At 64.7% G+C, this 15,260-nt stretch carries 16 protein-coding genes; 3 read left to right on the forward strand and 13 right to left on the reverse strand.

Going from position 1 to position 15,260, the window contains the following annotated elements:
- Positions 1-32: 32 nt before the first annotated feature.
- The 6 genes from C3F42_RS24720 to C3F42_RS24745 all read right to left on the reverse strand — a co-directional run bounded on the left by C3F42_RS24720 (position 33) and on the right by C3F42_RS24745 (position 5,246).
- A complete protein-coding gene (locus C3F42_RS24720) occupies positions 33-686 on the reverse strand; it encodes an HAD family phosphatase (RefSeq protein WP_094011828.1) in 654 nt (217 codons plus the stop codon).
- A 13-nt stretch (positions 687-699) separates the two neighbouring features.
- Positions 700-1,689, reverse strand: coding sequence for an ABC transporter ATP-binding protein (locus tag C3F42_RS24725; RefSeq protein ID WP_094011829.1), 990 nt, complete (start codon positions 1,687-1,689; stop codon positions 700-702).
- A 1-nt stretch (position 1,690) separates the two neighbouring features.
- Positions 1,691-2,485, reverse strand: coding sequence for an ABC transporter permease (locus C3F42_RS24730; RefSeq protein ID WP_094011830.1), 795 nt, complete (start codon positions 2,483-2,485; stop codon positions 1,691-1,693).
- Positions 2,475-3,314 (reverse strand): ABC transporter permease subunit, encoded by an 840-nt coding sequence (locus C3F42_RS24735; RefSeq protein ID WP_104445029.1) that lies wholly within the window; start codon positions 3,312-3,314, stop codon positions 2,475-2,477. Before C3F42_RS24735 ends, C3F42_RS24730 begins: the two co-directional genes overlap by 11 nt.
- Positions 3,311-4,117 carry an alkaline phosphatase family protein gene (locus tag C3F42_RS24740; RefSeq protein WP_023631599.1) on the reverse strand — a complete coding sequence of 269 codons (807 nt, stop codon included), beginning with the start codon at positions 4,115-4,117 and terminating at the stop codon, positions 3,311-3,313. The genes C3F42_RS24735 and C3F42_RS24740 overlap by 4 nt, the downstream gene beginning before the upstream one ends.
- A gap of 70 nt (positions 4,118-4,187) precedes the next feature.
- Positions 4,188-5,246, reverse strand: a complete 1,059-nt coding sequence (locus C3F42_RS24745; protein WP_023631598.1) for an ABC transporter substrate-binding protein — start codon at positions 5,244-5,246, stop codon at positions 4,188-4,190.
- Between the two features lie 336 nt (positions 5,247-5,582).
- On the opposite strand from C3F42_RS24745, the gene C3F42_RS24750 reads away from it, so the two are divergent.
- Positions 5,583-6,296, forward strand: coding sequence for a UTRA domain-containing protein (locus C3F42_RS24750; RefSeq protein ID WP_023631597.1), 714 nt, complete (start codon positions 5,583-5,585; stop codon positions 6,294-6,296).
- A gap of 45 nt (positions 6,297-6,341) precedes the next feature.
- On the opposite strand, the gene C3F42_RS24755 is transcribed toward C3F42_RS24750, so the two are convergent.
- From C3F42_RS24755 to minC, 7 genes are all read right to left on the reverse strand, one after another.
- The gene (locus tag C3F42_RS24755; RefSeq protein WP_104445030.1) at positions 6,342-8,495 is read right to left on the reverse strand and encodes a mechanosensitive ion channel family protein; all 2,154 of its coding nucleotides are present in this window, start codon (positions 8,493-8,495) and stop codon (positions 6,342-6,344) included.
- Positions 8,496-8,539: 44 nt separating this feature from the next.
- The gene (locus C3F42_RS29655) at positions 8,540-8,710 is read right to left on the reverse strand and encodes a hypothetical protein (RefSeq protein ID WP_167388396.1); all 171 of its coding nucleotides are present in this window, start codon (positions 8,708-8,710) and stop codon (positions 8,540-8,542) included.
- Positions 8,711-8,846: 136 nt separating this feature from the next.
- Entirely contained in the window at positions 8,847-10,136 is a 1,290-nt protein-coding gene (locus C3F42_RS24760) for a M18 family aminopeptidase (RefSeq protein WP_023631594.1), read from the reverse strand.
- Positions 10,137-10,245: 109 nt separating this feature from the next.
- Entirely contained in the window at positions 10,246-10,881 is a 636-nt protein-coding gene (locus tag C3F42_RS24765) for an RluA family pseudouridine synthase (protein WP_038706606.1), read from the reverse strand.
- Between the two features lie 154 nt (positions 10,882-11,035).
- Positions 11,036-11,290: a cell division topological specificity factor MinE gene (minE, locus tag C3F42_RS24770; protein WP_023631120.1), complete on the reverse strand. Its 255-nt coding sequence runs from the start codon at positions 11,288-11,290 to the stop codon at positions 11,036-11,038.
- 3 nt (positions 11,291-11,293) lie between these two features.
- Positions 11,294-12,106, reverse strand: coding sequence for a septum site-determining protein MinD (minD, locus tag C3F42_RS24775; RefSeq protein ID WP_023631119.1), 813 nt, complete (start codon positions 12,104-12,106; stop codon positions 11,294-11,296).
- Positions 12,107-12,202: 96 nt separating this feature from the next.
- Positions 12,203-12,964: a septum site-determining protein MinC gene (gene minC / locus C3F42_RS24780; protein ID WP_038706605.1), complete on the reverse strand. Its 762-nt coding sequence runs from the start codon at positions 12,962-12,964 to the stop codon at positions 12,203-12,205.
- Positions 12,965-13,064: 100 nt separating this feature from the next.
- On the opposite strand from minC, the gene C3F42_RS24785 reads away from it, so the two are divergent.
- Positions 13,065-14,000, forward strand: coding sequence for a lipid A biosynthesis lauroyl acyltransferase (locus C3F42_RS24785; RefSeq protein WP_104445031.1), 936 nt, complete (start codon positions 13,065-13,067; stop codon positions 13,998-14,000).
- Positions 14,001-14,060: 60 nt separating this feature from the next.
- Positions 14,061-15,203: a patatin-like phospholipase family protein gene (locus C3F42_RS24790; RefSeq protein WP_094011834.1), complete on the forward strand. Its 1,143-nt coding sequence runs from the start codon at positions 14,061-14,063 to the stop codon at positions 15,201-15,203.
- The last annotated feature ends 57 nt before the right edge of the window (positions 15,204-15,260 follow it).

Here is a 15,260-nt window from a genome sequence, read left to right on the forward strand (position 1 = left end):
TTGTTGTTCTGTTCAGCTGCCCCCGATCATACTCAAGACCAGCTCAGAATGGGCCAGCCGTTGGTTTGCGCGTGCTCGCGCAGCACCGGGTCCGGGTTGACCACATGGGGGTGATCCACCTTCAGCAACAGCGGCAGGTCGTTGCGCGAGTCGGAATAGAAGCTCGCGCCCTCGAGGTTTTCCTGTTCCTGGTCGAGCCACTCCAGCAGGCGGGTGATCTTGCCTTCGCGGTAGGTGAGCACGCCGTGGGTCTTGCCGGTGAACACGCCGTTGACCGCTTCCAGTTCGATGGCCAGGTATTCGTCCACGCCCAGGCGCGCGGCGATCGGGCCGACCAGGTGAGCACCGCTGGCCGAGATGATCAGGACCCTGTCGCCACGCTGGCGGTGCTCGGCGATGCAGCGGCACGCATCACCGTAGATGATCGGCTCGATCACATCCTCGACCCAGGGCTCGACCAGGTGCTCCACCTCTTCCAGGGTGCGCCCGGCGATCGGCTCCAGGCTGAAGGCCATGTAGTCCTCCATCTGCAGGTGGCCTTTGCCGTAGGCTTCCATCAGTTCATGGTCGCGCTTGAGGAAACTCTTGCCATCGACCCAGCCCAGTCGGGCCATCTGCTTGCTCCACAACGACGCGCAGTCGCCGTGGATGAGGGTTTCGTCCAGATCGAAAATTGCCAGTGCCATGCGTTGAATCTCCTTAGGCCACTTCCCGTAGCGCCGTGGGGTCGATCGACAAGGATACCCGTTGTCCGTCCGCGTGCAGATCGCTGGCGCAACGATTGAGTACGTCCACCACCAGTTCCACGCCGCGTACCTGGACGCGGTAGCGGATCACGTTGCCCAGCAGGCTGTGGCTGCGGATCTCGCCATCCAGCTCGCCGTTCAGGCTCAGGGTGATCGACTCTGGCCGGATCGCCAGGCGCGCGTCCACCGGGCGTTGCAGCAGGCGGCTGGCGCTGTCGGCGTCGAGCAGGTTGTAGTTGCCGATGAAGCCGGCGGCAAACAGGTCCACGGGCGCGGTGTAGAGGGTTTCGGCATCGCCGCTCTGGACGATGCGTCCCTGGTTCATCAGGACGATGCGGTCTGACATGGTCAGCGCTTCTTCCTGGTCATGGGTGACGAAGATGGTGGTCAGCCCCAGCTCGCGCTGGATGGCGCGGATCTGTTCGCGCAGGTGCTTGCGAATACGCGCATCCAGCGCCGACAGTGGCTCGTCGAGCAACAGCAGGCGCGGGCGGGTGACCAGCGAGCGGGCCAGGGCCACGCGCTGGCACTGGCCGCCGGACAGCTGGTGCGGGTAGCGCCCGGCGAAGCTGCCCAGCTCGACCAGGTCGAGTACCTCGCGCACCCGTGCCTGGCTTTCGTCGGCCTTGACCTTCTGCATGCGCAGGCCGAAGGCGACGTTCTGTTCCACGGTCATGTTGGGGAACAGTGCGTAGCTCTGGAACACCATGCCGATGCCGCGCTTCTGCGGGCTCAACGGCACGATATCCTGGCCGTCGAGCAGGATCCGCCCGCTGTCCACCGGGGTCAGCCCGGCGATGCAGCGCAGCAGCGTGGACTTGCCGCAGCCGGAGGGGCCGAGCAGGGTGACGAACTCGCCGCGTTCGATCTGGCAGTCGATGTTCTCGAACACCGGGCTGCCGGCGTAGCTCTTTTGCAGTTTCTGTACGCTGACGAAGCTCATGTCAGGTCTTGTCCTTGTTCAGGCGGTTGGCAACCCAGGTCAGCACCAGCACGAAGGCGAAGTAGGAGATCACCAGGGCGCTGTTGAAGTGGCCGCTGCTGTTGCGCATGTTGTTCAGGTACACCTGCAAGGTCTCGTAGCGGGTGCCCACCAGCAGGTTGGCGAACACGAACTCGCCGAACAGGAACGAGAACGACAGCAGCAGCGCCACCATCAGGCCCTTGCGCAGGTTCGGCAGCACCACCAGGAACGCCGCCTGCCAGGTGCTGGCGCCGAGCAGTTGCGCGGCGTCCATCAGGTCGCGCAGGTTGATCGCCTGCAGGTTGTTGGTAATCGCCCGGTACATGAACGGCAGGGCGATGGTGAAGTAGCAGCCGATCAGGATCCACGGCGTGCCGACCATGGCCATCGGCCCGCTGCCATAGAGTTGCAGCAAGCCCACCGCGGACACCACCGGCGGCACCGCGAAGGGCAGCAGGATGAGTACGTTCATCAAGGCGTCGAGCTTGGGGAAGTGGTAGTGGACCACGAACAACAGCGGCAGGATCAGCACCACAGACAGCACCAGCGCGCCCACGCACACCAGCAGCGACTGTCCGAAGGCGGCGAGAAAGCGCGGTTCGCTCCACAGTGCCACATACCACTTGATGGTCAGCCCGCTGGGCAGCAGGGTCGCCGACCAGCTGGTGGCCAGCGAATAGAGCAGGGTGCCGGCCAGTGGCAGCAGCAGGATGAGGAACAGCAGGTAGACCACCGCGCGGTGGTAGAGCCCGCCGCGTTTGTTTTCAGCGCGCATGGTAGCTCCTCTTGAGCAGCCATTGATGGGCCACCGTGACCACGGTCATCAGGCCCACCAGCACCATCGCCAGGGCGCTGGCCAGGTTCGGGTCGAGGCTGATGTCGCCGGCGACAAGACCGGCGATGCGAATCGGCAGCACGTTGAAGTTGCCGGTGGTCAGGGCGTAGACGGTGGCATAGGCGCCCAAGGCGTTGGCCAGCAGGATGACGAAGGTGCCAAGCAGCGCCGGGGTAAGCACGGGCAGGCCGATGTGCCGCCAGAACTGCCAATGGTTGGCGCCCAGCAGCGCGGCGGACTCACGCCAGTCTTCGCGCAGGGCGTCGAAGGCGGGGTAGAGCAGCAATACGCCCAGGGGGATCTGGAAGTAGGTGTAGACCAGGATCAGGCCGGTCTTGGAGTAGATACTGAAGTCGCCGAGCAGCCCCATCTGCTTGAGCAGCAGGGTGAGCGCGCCATTGAAGCCGAGCAGGATGATAAAGGCGAACGCCAGGGGCACGCCGGAAAAGTTGCTGGTCATGTTGGCGAAGGCGCTGACGAAGTCGCGCAGTTTCGAGTCGACCTGGCGCAGCGAATAGGCGCCCAACGTGGCGATGACGATGCCGAACAGGCTCGACCAGAAGCTGATCTCCAGGCTGCGTTGCAACGCTTGCAGGTAGAACTTCGAGGCGAAGATCTTGCTGAAGTTGGCCAGCCCCCAGCCACTCTCGCTTTGCAGGCTGTTTATCGCAACCCAGGCCAGCGGCGCGATCTGGAAAATGATGAAGAACACGGCGAACGGCAGCAGGCAGAGCAGGGCCAGGTAGCGGCCGCGATGGCTTGCATTCACTTGAGCAGCTCCCGGCAGACCGGTTTGTCGTGGGCGGCGCCGAGCAGTTCGCAGATCGTGCCGCACAGCTCGGTCTGCAGCGGCTTGGCCGCAGGGTCGAGGCTGAAGGCTTCACCGAACACGAACAGCGGCACTTCACGCTCCTCGGCGAGCAGGCCGTTGTGCGAGCGGTCGTTGTTCATGCCGTGGTCGGCGGTGACCAGCACCTGGTAGCCCTCCTCGAGCCAGCGCGGCAGGTAGTCGGCCAGCAGGATGTCGGCGCTGCGCGCGGCGTTGCGGTACTGGCTGCTGTCCAGGCCATGGCGATGGCCGGCGTCGTCGATGTTCATCGGGTGCACCAGGAGGAAATTCGGCGCATGGCGACGGCGCAGGTATTCGGCGTCGGCCAGCAGGTGCGAATCGGGGTAGTGGTCGGCGTAGTAGAACAGGCCATGCTGGATCGGCAGCTTCGGCGCGTGGGTGTGGCGGTCGCGCAGCGGGTCGAACGGCGAGCGGTTGTACAGTTCGCTCATCCAGTGGTAGGCCGCCGCCGCGGTGCCCAGGCCGGCCTCGCGGGCGTAGTGGAACACGCTGCGCTGGTTGGACAGGCGGTTGACGTTGTTGTGCACGATGCCGCTGTCGATTGGCGGTACACCGGTGAGAATGCATTCGTAAAGTGGTCGCGACAGCGACGGCAGCTCGCACTCCACGCGGTACAGCGCGGCGCGGTCGGCCTCGACATAGGCGTGCAGGTGGCCCATGGCGTGATGGGCCACCTGGTGGTTGAGGCCGTCGAGCAGGACCAGGATGACGTTGTGTGACATGTTGGCTCCAGGGGAAACGGGGCCTCGTGGGAGTGGCGGTGCGCCGATGCTCCCACGAGGTGGATGGCGCTTACTCCATCTCGATGATCACCTGCTCCTGCCACTTCTGTGGCAGGGCCTTGGAGGTCGCTTCCCAGGCCGCAGCATCTTTGATTGGCTGGGCGGCCTTGTACTGCTCGTTGGGCAGCAGCTTGGCCTGTACATCCGCCGGCAGCTTCAGGTGTTCGGCACGGATCGGTCGGGCGTGGCCGATGGCCAGGTTGGTCTGGCCGGCATCGCTGAAGATGTATTCACGGGTCAGCTTGGCCGCGTTCGGGTGCTTGGCGTATTTGTTGATGATGGTGGTATAGCCGGAGATGACCGACCCATCGGAGGGGATCAGCACCTCGAAGCGTTTCGGGTCGATCTGTTCGCGGTAGCTCAGGCCGTTGAAGTCCCACACCACGCCCACTTCCACCTCGCCTTTCTCCAGGGTCTGGATGGTTGGGTTGGCCAGCGACAGGCGCTTCTGCTGGGCCAGCTTGGTGAACAGCTGCAGGCCCGGCTCGATGTTCTTCTCGTCGCCCTTGTAGGCGATGGCGGCGGCAAGCACGCCGTTGGCGGCCTGGGCGGCGGTGCCTACGTCACCGATGGCGACCTTGTACTTGCCCTTTTCCAGGTCGTGCCAGGTGCTTGGGCGGTCCTCTTCCTTCACCAGGTCCTTGTTGATGATGAAGGCGATGGTGCCGGTGTAGGCCAGCGCCCAGTGGCCGTCCTGGTCCTTGGCCCACGCCGGGACCTGGTCCCAGGTGCTTGGCTTGTAGGGTTGGGTCACGCCCTTGGCGACCGCGATCGGGCCGAAGGCCGCGCCGACGTCGCCGATATCGGCGCTGGCGTTGTCCTTCTCGGCATCGAACTTGGCGACTTCCTGGGCCGAGCTCATGTCGGTGTCGCTGTGCTTGAGGCCGTATTTTTTCGCCAGGTCTTCCCAGGTGCCTTTCCAGTTGGCCCAGGCATCGGGCATGCCCACGCTGTTGACCGTACCTTCCTTGCGGGCGGCGTCTTCAAGGGCCTTGAGGTCCTGGGCCATGGCCGAGGTGCAAAAAGCGATGGCCGAACCGAGCAGTGACGCCATGAACAACTTTTTCATCCGAAGCTCCTTTGGTGGGTGCCTTGCATTCGTTGTTATGAACTGAAGCGGTGCTTGCGACCCCTTGGTCTAGGTCAGCAAACCTTGCGCCAAGGTAGGCCTGTTGCGTGACAGTTTGATGTAAGGGGCGGGGGCGGGTGGCAGGCCCAAGGCCCTGGAACTACAGCGTAGACCAGATCGAAAGCCTTGATTCGCGTGGGCTGGCGCGGATCTGGCAGATCTGGCAAGTGCCCTGTGGCGCCTGTGTCACAGGATGTTCATCAGCTGTGCCTAGGCTTGCACTACGCTCCAACTGCCCCGTTTCGGAGCTGGACTAGTCCAGATAGGTAACCTTTGATGCAAGCGACGCCACCGCGCGCGGTAACAGCTATCTGCCATGCGCTGCAGGAGCAGATCGAACACGGCCTGCTGGCACCCGGCGGCAAGCTGCCGGCCGAGCGCAGGCTCAGCGAGGTGTTCGACACCACGCGTATCACCCTGCGCGAGGCGCTGGTGCAGCTCGAGGCCATGGGCCTGATCTACCGCGAGGAGCGCCGTGGCTGGTTCGTCGCGCCCGAGCGGCTGACCTACGACCTGATCGAGCGCAGCCATTTCCATGCGATGGTGCGCGACCAGGGGCGGGTGCCGAGCACTGAGTTACTGTCTGCGCGCCTGCAGCCGGCCTCTGCGTCGATCTGTGCGCGCCTGCGCCTGCCGGCGTTGTCCAGCGTGGTGAGGATCTGCCGTTTGCGCCGGATCGATGGGCGAGCGGTGCTGTATGCCGAGCACTATCTCAACCCGCGTTACTTCCCGGGGATCCTCGAGCTGGACCTGGCGCGGTCGCTGACCGAGATCTACGCGCGGGAATACGCCATTCACTATGGGCAGGTGTGCTTTGAAATCCTGCCGACGGCGTTGCCGGCCGAGGCGGCGGCTGCCTTGAAGGTGTCGGCTGGCAGCCCCGGGTTGCATATCACCCGGGTCAACAGCGACCAGCATGGGCACCTGATCGACTGCGACCTGGAATACTGGCGTCACGATGCGATCCGCATTCGCGCCGAGGCTGGGTAGGGTGAACATCGCGGTGCGCCGATGCGACTTGCCCCGCGATGCGATCTAGCTGGAAACGTTGCTCTGAGCCATTGCCCCTCCGCCAGCCGTCACCACCTGCACCGACAGCCGTGGCGTCGCCAGATCCAACCCCGCTTCATCGAGCTGGCGCTTCAACGCCAGGTTGAACGCCCGCGACACCTCCCACTGCTTGATCGGCGCGGTCTTGAACCGCGCCCGCAGGATCGCCGAGCCCGACTCGAAGCTCTCTACCCCCTGCAACTCCAGCGGCGACCAGATGTTGCGGCGCATCAGCGGGTCGTTGCGCAGTTTCTGCCCGACCTCGCGGATCAGGGTGATGGCCTGGTCGATGTTCATGCTGTGCGGGATGGCCACGCGGAAGATCGCGTAGCCGAATTCGCGCGAGTAGTTCTTGATGCTCTTGATCTCGCTGAACGGGATGGTGTGCACGATGCCGTCGATGTCGCGCAGGCGCACGGTGCGGATGGTCAGGCCCTCGACCGTGCCCAGGTGGCCGCCGACATCCACGTAGTCGTCGATGGCCAGGGAGTCCTCGATGATGATGAACAGGCCGGTGATCAGGTCGGCCACCAGCGACTGGGCGCCGAAACCGATGGCCAGGCCGATGACACCGGCACCGGCCAGCAGTGGGGTGACGTTCACGCCCATGTTGGCCAGGGCGACGATCACCGCGATGATGACGATCACCACGAACATCACGTTGCGGATCAGCGGCATCATGGTCTGCGCACGGGCGTTGGCCAGCCCGCGCCGCGAATGCACCAGGGCATGGTGCACGGCGGTGTCGGCGAGGATCCACACCAGCCAGGCGACTATCAGCGTACCGGCCAGGCCCAGCAGGCGCAGGCTGACTTCATGGCCGTCACCCTCGGCGAAACTGATCATCGAGTGGCCCCAGACGCGCAGGCCCAGTTCGATGAACAGCAGCCAGATGAACAGGTGCACCAGCACATAGCCGAAGTTGCGCAGGCGTTCGGTATAGACCGCCTGGCGCTTGTTGGCGCGCCTGGGCTTTGCCGCGTGGCGACGGACCAGGCCATTGAGCACCATGCACACCACCACCAGCACCGTGCACATCAGCGACTGGCGCAGGGCGGTGCTGGTGTCGCCGGCGGAGACGAAGGTGGCGAACAGCGAGATCGCTACCAGGATCAGCGCCGGGAGGTACCAGAAGCTGCCGAGCAGTTCGATGGTGTCGCTCAGGGTGCGCCGGGTCAGTCGCCGGGACAGGGGCTGGTTGCGGATCAGGTGGGCGATCGGGCGGCGGAAGCGCAGGATGAACAGCCCCGTGCACAGAGCTGCGACCACATTGGCCAAGGTGGCCAGGGCATGGGCCAGGTGGCTGCCCAGCGCGGTGGTCAGGCGTGGGTCGCTCATCGCCTCGCCGAACGCGGCGAAGCTGCCGATCAGCCACAGCGGGCGGAACGCCTGGTGTCGCAGGATATGCAGGGCGCGGTGGCGATGCGGGCCGTCGAGCAGCGAGAAGGCAATTACGCAGATGGCCGAGAACAGGGTGCCGACCACCAGCGCGTAGGCCAGCACCATGGCCATCGACTTGCCCAGCGAGGAGGGCAGGGCGAAGCTCAGGTACACGGTGAACACCAGCGCCACCAGCCAGGGCCCCAGCTTGCGCAGGGCAAAGCGCACCAGGTCCCAGGTCCGCGGGTGTTGCGGCAGGTCTTCGGTCAGGCCGAAACGCAGGCGCACACGGTGGCCGATCCAGTTGAAGGCATAGGCCAGCAGGCCCCAGACCAGGATGACCCCGGCGAAGCCAAACAGGATCGCCGGCCATTGATGCACCGGCACCACCAGTGCGGCCAGTTCGTCCTGGGCTTGGTCGATTTCCAGGGACCAGCGCTTGAACGGGCTGGCATCGCCGCTGAACTGTTTCTCGAAGTCGTGCAGGGCACCGCCGATCAGGCCGAGCACCCCCTGTTCGACGGTGGGTTGCGATTGCCGGGTGGCGTCGCGCAGCTTTTTCAGGTCGGCCAGCAGCTTGGCGCGTTGCTGGTCGTTTTCCAGGTTCTTGATCACCTCGTCCAGGGACTTGCCCAAGGGCTCGCTGGCTTCGGGCTGGGCGGGCGTGCTGGAGCCGAGCAGGCCTGGCAGGCCGGCGGCGTGCGCTGGCGTGACGAGCAACAGGAACAGCAGCGTGATGCAACGCAGGAGGGCTGGCACCGGGAAATCTACCTCAGGTCAAACGTTTGCCCGAGTGTAGAGGTTTACGACGGCAGTTTCTCGAGGATCTTCCAGCAGGTGAGGCCGAAAATGCCGAGGGTGCCGATCCACATCATCAGCACGCCGACATTGCGTTCGCGCAGGCTGAAACCGATGGTCAGCAGCATCAGGAACAGGAACACCGGCACGAACAGGGACAGGAACGGCGATGACATGGACAGCATCCTTCTGTTTTGGGGGCCATGTATCAAGCATAGCGCTTTGCAAGCGAGGCGGATTGACCGGGGGCAGGTGCTGATCCGATCGCGGGGCAAGCCGCTCCCACAGGTCCGCGTGGGAGCGGGTTGGCCGTCAGGGCAGTTCGCGGCTGCGGTAGAAGGCGCCGAGCACCTTCACCAGGTGGGCCAGGTCATGGCTGCCGCACAGTTCGCGGATCGAGTGCATGGCGAAGGTCGGCAGGCCGATATCCACCGTGCGCACGCCCAGGTGGCTGGCGGTGATCGGGCCGATGGTCGAGCCGCAGCCCATGTCGCTGCGCACCACGAAGCTCTGCACCGGGACTTCCTCGGCCATGCACAGGTGGCGGAAGAACCCGGCGGTTTCGCTGTTGGTGGCGTAGCGCTGGTTGTTGTTGACCTTGATTACCGGGCCTGCGTTGAGCTTGGGGCCGTGGTTGCCGTCGTGTTTGTCGGCGTAGTTGGGGTGCACGCCGTGGGCATTGTCGGCCGAGACCATCAGCGAGCGCTGGATGGTGCGCACATAGTCGTCGCCATCGGGCAGCAGGCGTTGCAGGGTCTGCTCGAGCATCGGGCCATCAGCGCCGCAGGCCGAGCAGGAGCCGACTTCCTCGTGGTCGTTGCACACCAGTACGCAGGTCTCGTCGCCTTCGGCGTTCAGCAGCGCCTGCAAGCCGGCGTAGCACGACAGCAGGTTGTCCAGGCGGGCGGCGGCGATAAAGTCGCCGTTCAGGCCGATCAACGCGGCGTCCTGGGTGTCGTAGAAGCTCAGCTCGTAATCCAGCACCACGTCGGCGTTGAGGTCGTGTTCGCGGGCTAGCTGCTCGGTGAGCAGGGCGCGGAAGTCGACGCGCTCGTCGCCGGCGACCTGCGCCAGGATCGGTGGCAGTTCGGTCTGCGGGTTGATCTGCCAGCCTTCGTTGGCGGTGCGGTTGAGGTGGATCGCCAGGTTGGGGATCACCGCGATCGGCAGCTTGAAATCGATCAGCTGGCTTTCCACCTTGCCGTCACGGCGGAAAGTGACCCGGCCGGCCAGCGACAGGTCGCGGTCGAACCAAGGGGCGAGCAGGGCGCCGCCATAGACTTCGACGCCCAGTTGCAGGAAGCCCTGGCGCTGCAGTTCGGGCTGCGGCTTGACCCGCAGGCATGGGCTGTCGGTGTGGGCGCCGACCATGCGGATACCGCCGATCAGCGGCGAATGCTTGCCGAGCTTGATGGCGATGATCGAGGAATCGTTACGGGTCACGTAGTAGCGGCCGCCAGGCACGGTGGCCCAGCTGTCGCGTTCGTCCAGGCGCTGGTAGCCGGCGGCCTCGAGGCGTTGCGCGAGGCTGGCGGTGGCGTGGAAGGGCGTCGGGGAGGCCTTGAGGAATTCGATCAGGCCGGCGTTCAGGGCATCGCGCATAAGTCACTCCAGACAGCAGTGGCGCGAGTTTAGCGTAAATGCTCGAAAAATTGTGTCAGCCCTATCGCGAGGCGTTGGAGCGGGCTTGCCCCGCGATCGGGCCCGAGTCTCAGAACGGCGCCGGACACTCGAATTTCAGGCGTTCGCCGGACACCGGATGGGTAAAGCTCAGCATCGAGGCATGCAGGCACAGCCGCTCATGGGCCGCCAGCGCCTCGGGGTTGGCGTACAGCCGGTCGCCGAGCAGCGGGTGGCCGATCGACATCATGTGCACGCGCAGCTGGTGCGAGCGCCCGGTGATCGGCGTCAGCTCGACCCGGCAGTGATCGCCGCAGCGCTCGACGATGCGCCAGAAGGTCAGGGCATGCTTGCCCTGCTCATGGTCGACCACGTGGCGCGGCTTGGTCGGCGGGTCGTAACGCAGGGGCAGGTCGATGCTGCCGCTGTCGAGCGCGGGCTGGCCCCAGCACAGCGCGGTATAGGCCTTTTCGGTCTCGCGGTCGTGGAACTGGCGTGACAGTTCACGATGGCTGTCGGCGTCGCGGGCGAGCAGGATGATCCCCGAGGTTTCCCAGTCCAGGCGGTGGACGATCAGGGCTTCCGGGTAGCCGTTTTCCTGCAGGCGGGTGATCAGGCAGTCCTTGTTGTCCTCGGCGCGACCCGGCACCGACAACAGCAGGGTCGGCTTGTTGATCACCAGGACGGCGGCGTCTTCGTGAAGGATCTGGATGTTCGACAGCGGCATTGCTAGGTCTCGGTGAAATGGCGGAAAGCACTGGGGCCGCCTTGCGGCCCATCGCCGGCAAGCCGGCTCCCACAGGGTCCCGCGTTGTCTGTGGGAGTCGGCTTGCCGGCGATAGACTGCAAAGCAGCCCCAATGATTACACCCAGCTGCGCGATCAGCGATCAGGCAGGGTGATGTTCAGTTCCAGAATCGAGCAGCTGCCCTGGTTTTCCAGTTCAATCTGTACGTCGTCGTTGCCGATGTTGACGTACTTGCGGATCACCTCCACCAGCTCCTTCTGCAAGGCAGGCAGGTAGTCCGGGGTGCTGCGCTGGCCACGCTCGTGCGCCACGATGATCTGTAGACGCTCTTTCGCTACCGACGCGCTGCTCTGTTTCTGTCTGCCACGAAAGAAGTCAAAAAGGTTCATGGTTTATTTGCCTCCAAACAGGCGCGCGAAGAATCCTTGCTTCGGCACTTCGATGAACCGCAGTGGCTTGGGCTTGCCCAGCAGGCGGTCGACGGTGTCGCTGTACGCCTGGCCTGCATCGCTCTGGTCATCGAGGATGACCGGGATGCCCTGGTTGGAGGCTTTCAGCACGGCTTGGGATTCGGGGATGACACCCAGCAGTTCGACCGAGAGGATTTCCTTGACGTCCTCGACGCCAAGCATTTCGCCTTTTTCGACGCGCTCGGGGTGGTAGCGGGTGATCAGCAGGTGTTCCTTGATCGGGTCTTCACCCTGTTCGGCGCGGCGCGACTTGCTCGACAGCAGGCCGATCATGCGATCGGAGTCACGTACCGACGAAACCTCGGGGTTGGTCACGACGATGGCTTCGTCGGCGAAGTACATCGCCAGGTGCGCACCTTTCTCGATACCGGCCGGCGAGTCGCAGACCACGAAGTCGAACTGGTCCTTGAGCTCCATCAGTACCTTTTCGACGCCTTCCTTGGTCAGGGCGTCCTTGTCGCGGGTCTGGCTGGCGGCCAGCACGAACAGGTTTTCCAGGCGCTTGTCCTTGATCAGGGCCTGCTGCAGGTTGGCTTCGCCGTTGACCACGTTGACGAAGTCGTACACCACGCGGCGTTCGCAGCCCATGATCAGGTCGAGGTTACGCAGGCCGACGTCGAAGTCGACGATGACCGTCTTATGCCCGCGCAGTGCGAGGCCGGTACCGATGGCGGCGCTGGTGGTGGTCTTGCCCACACCCCCCTTGCCGGAAGTGACGACGAGAATCTTGGCCAAGGTGTTTCACCCCTAAATAAACGGGACGTGGGTCCCTGCAAATACGAAAAACGGCAACGTGAAAAAAGTTGCGCTAAAAATGCCGGCAAGTATCCGTTAAAGACGGGTGATGTTCAACACGTCGCCGGACAGGCTGACCTGCACCCCCGAACCCCATAACGGATCGCGGCGCAGGTCTTCGCACACTTTGTACTGGCCGGCGATGGAGACCATTTCCGCAGTCATCTGCAAGCAGAAGATGCGTGCCTTGGTATTGCCCTTGATACCGGCCAGGGCGCGACCGCGCATGGCGCCGTACACATGGATGTTGCCATCGGCGAGAAGTTCCGCGCCGGGGCTGACCGAGCCGGTCACCACCAGGTCGCCGCCCTGGGCGTAGATCTGCTGGCCGCCGCGCACCGTCGAGGTGATGATCCGCGTCGGGCGCACTTCGGGTTCGGCCGGCGCAGGTGGAGGCGCTGGGACTGGCTCGGGCTTCTTCACCTCGGGTTCCGGCTCGAGCGGACGTTCGCGGGCCCCGGACGGCGGCAGCACCGGCAGGTCGATGGCGATGGCGGCGGCGATGTCCTCGATGCGGCTGGCGCGGATCGCCAGGGTGCGCAGGCCATGGTGACGGCACACGCGCATCAGCCCGGGCAGGTCGATGGCGCCTTCGTCATGGGGCAGCTTGTCCAGGGCCAGGACCAGCGGCGTGTTGCTGAAGAAGTTCGGCGCCTGCGCGACCTTCGCCGCCAGTTGGCGGTCGAGGGACTCGAGGTCGTTGCGCGCCAGTTCCAGTACGGTGATGGCAAGCATGCTGCCCTTGAGCTGGAACACGGGGGCGTTGTCGGGTGTCTGGTTGGTGCTCATGGTCTGCATAGACGGCTTGTTGCGAAAAAAGTGCCCTGACTTATAGCGATAAGACCGTTTGCCCGCAACCGATGTAGAATGCCGGGCTCATGTCTTGCCGGAAGCTTCAATGGAACGCCCGCGTTTTCGATCCTCTTTCCTTCACCCGCGATTCTGGGGGCTGTGGCTGGGCCTGGGCCTGCTTTGGCTGGTCGCCCAGCTGCCGTACCGGGCCTTGTTGGCGCTGGGGCGCGCCCTGGGCGCGGTGATGTACCGGCTGGCGGGTGAGCGCCGACGCATCGCCGCGCGCAACCTGGAACTGTGCTTCCCGGCGCTGTCCGGCGACGAACGGCAGCGCCTGCTCAAGGAAAATTTCGCTTCCACTGGCATCGCTTTCTTCGAGATGGCCATGAGCTGGTGGTGGCCGAAGGCCCGGCTGGCGCGCCTGGCTCACATCGAAGGTATCGAGCACCTGCAGGCCGCCCAGCGTGAAGGTGAAGGGGCCATCCTTATGGCCGTACACTTCACCACCCTGGAAATCGGCGCCGCTTTGTTGGGCCAGGTCCATACCATCGACGGCATGTACCGTGAACATGGCAACCCGCTGTTCGACTTCATCCAGCGCCGCGGCCGCGAGCGTCACAACGCCGACTCGCTGGCGGTGGAGCGCGACGATGTGCGCGGCATGCTCAAGCTGCTGCGCAAGGGCCGTGCGATCTGGTACGCGCCGGACCAGGACTACGGCATCAAGCAGAGTATCTTCGTGCCGTTGTTCGGTATCCCTGCGGCCACCGTCACCGCCACCACCAAGTTCGCCCGGCTGGGCAAGGCGCGGGTGATTCCATTCACCCAGAAACGCCTGGAAGATGGCAGCGGCTATCGTCTGGTGGTGCATCCGCCGCTCGAGGACTTCCCCGGTCAAACCGAGGAGGACGATTGCCTGCGCATCAACCAGTGGGTCGAGGGTGTGCTGCGCGAGTGCCCGGAGCAGTACCTTTGGGCGCATCGGCGCTTCAAATCGCGGCCTGAAGGCGAACCACGGCTGTACGACAAGAAAAAGCGTTAGGGAGCGGGCTTGCCCCGCGATAAGGCCGGTACTGGCAACCACTGACTCCAGGAAGGATGCATGACCTCAACCACCGGCCTGATCCTCTCAGGCGGCGGTGCCCGCGCCGCCTACCAGGTCGGCGTGCTGGCCGGCATCGCCGAGCTGCTGCCGCCGGGCGCCGCCAATCCTTTCCCGGTGATCGTCGGCACCTCCGCCGGTGCTATCAACGCGGTCAAGCTGGCCAGTGGCGCCACCCGCTTCGCCGAGTCGGTACAGCATCTGACGGCCTTCTGGCAGAACTTTCGCAGCCACCTGGTGTTGCGTAGCGACTGGCCAGGGGTGATCCGCCAGGCCAGTCGCTTCGTCGGCCACAGCCTGCTGGGCCTTGGCGGCCAGGTCCCGGTGGCGCTGCTCGACAGCCGCCCACTGCGCGGTCTGCTGCACGAGCATCTGGACCTGGACGGCATCGCCCACTCCCTGGCGGCCAATCAGTTGCGCGCCATTGCCGTGACCGCGTTCGGTTACGAGTCCGGCCAGGCGGTGACGTTCTACCAGGGCCGCCACACCATCGAACCCTGGCTACGACATCGCCGCATCGGCATACCCACGCCGTTGACCATCGACCATCTGCTGGCCAGTTCGGCCATCCCGCTGCTGTTCGCGCCAGTACGCCTGGGTGAGGAATATTTCGGTGATGGCGCCGTGCGCCAGTCAGCGCCGATCAGCCCGGCGCTGCATCTGGGGGCCAGTCGCGTACTGGTGGTCGGCGTCAGCGGCAACCCCCAGCGACCGTCGCCCCCCTTGCCGACCCAGCGCGTGTTCAGTGGCCAGCAACCGAGCCTGGCGCAAATCGGCGGGCATATGCTCAACAGTACCTTCATCGACAGCCTCGAGGACGATATCGAGTTGCTGCAGCGGCTCAACCATCTCAGCCATCTGCTGCCGGCGCACCTGGACGCCCGGCGCCTGGGGTTGGCGTCGATCGAGGTGCTGGTGGTGGCGCCCAGCCAACCGCTGGACGAGATTGCCGCCCGTCACCGCCGCGAGCTACCGGCGGCGCTGAGGCTGTTCCTGCGCGGGCCGGGGGCGACCAAGACCAGCGGGGCAGGGGTGTTGAGCTACCTGCTGTTCGAGGCGAGCTATTGCAGCGAACTGATCGAGTTGGGGCGCAAGGATGCCTTGGCCAAGAAGCGGGAGCTGTGCCAGTTCCTGGGGATATGAGGGCCGCTGTAATGGCCTTTCCCTGGCTCGTCGTGGCGACGACCCGCCGCGAAAGGG

The sequence above is a fragment of the Pseudomonas sp. PONIH3 genome (assembly GCF_002934345.1).
GTDB lineage: Bacteria > Pseudomonadota > Gammaproteobacteria > Pseudomonadales > Pseudomonadaceae > Aquipseudomonas > Aquipseudomonas soli.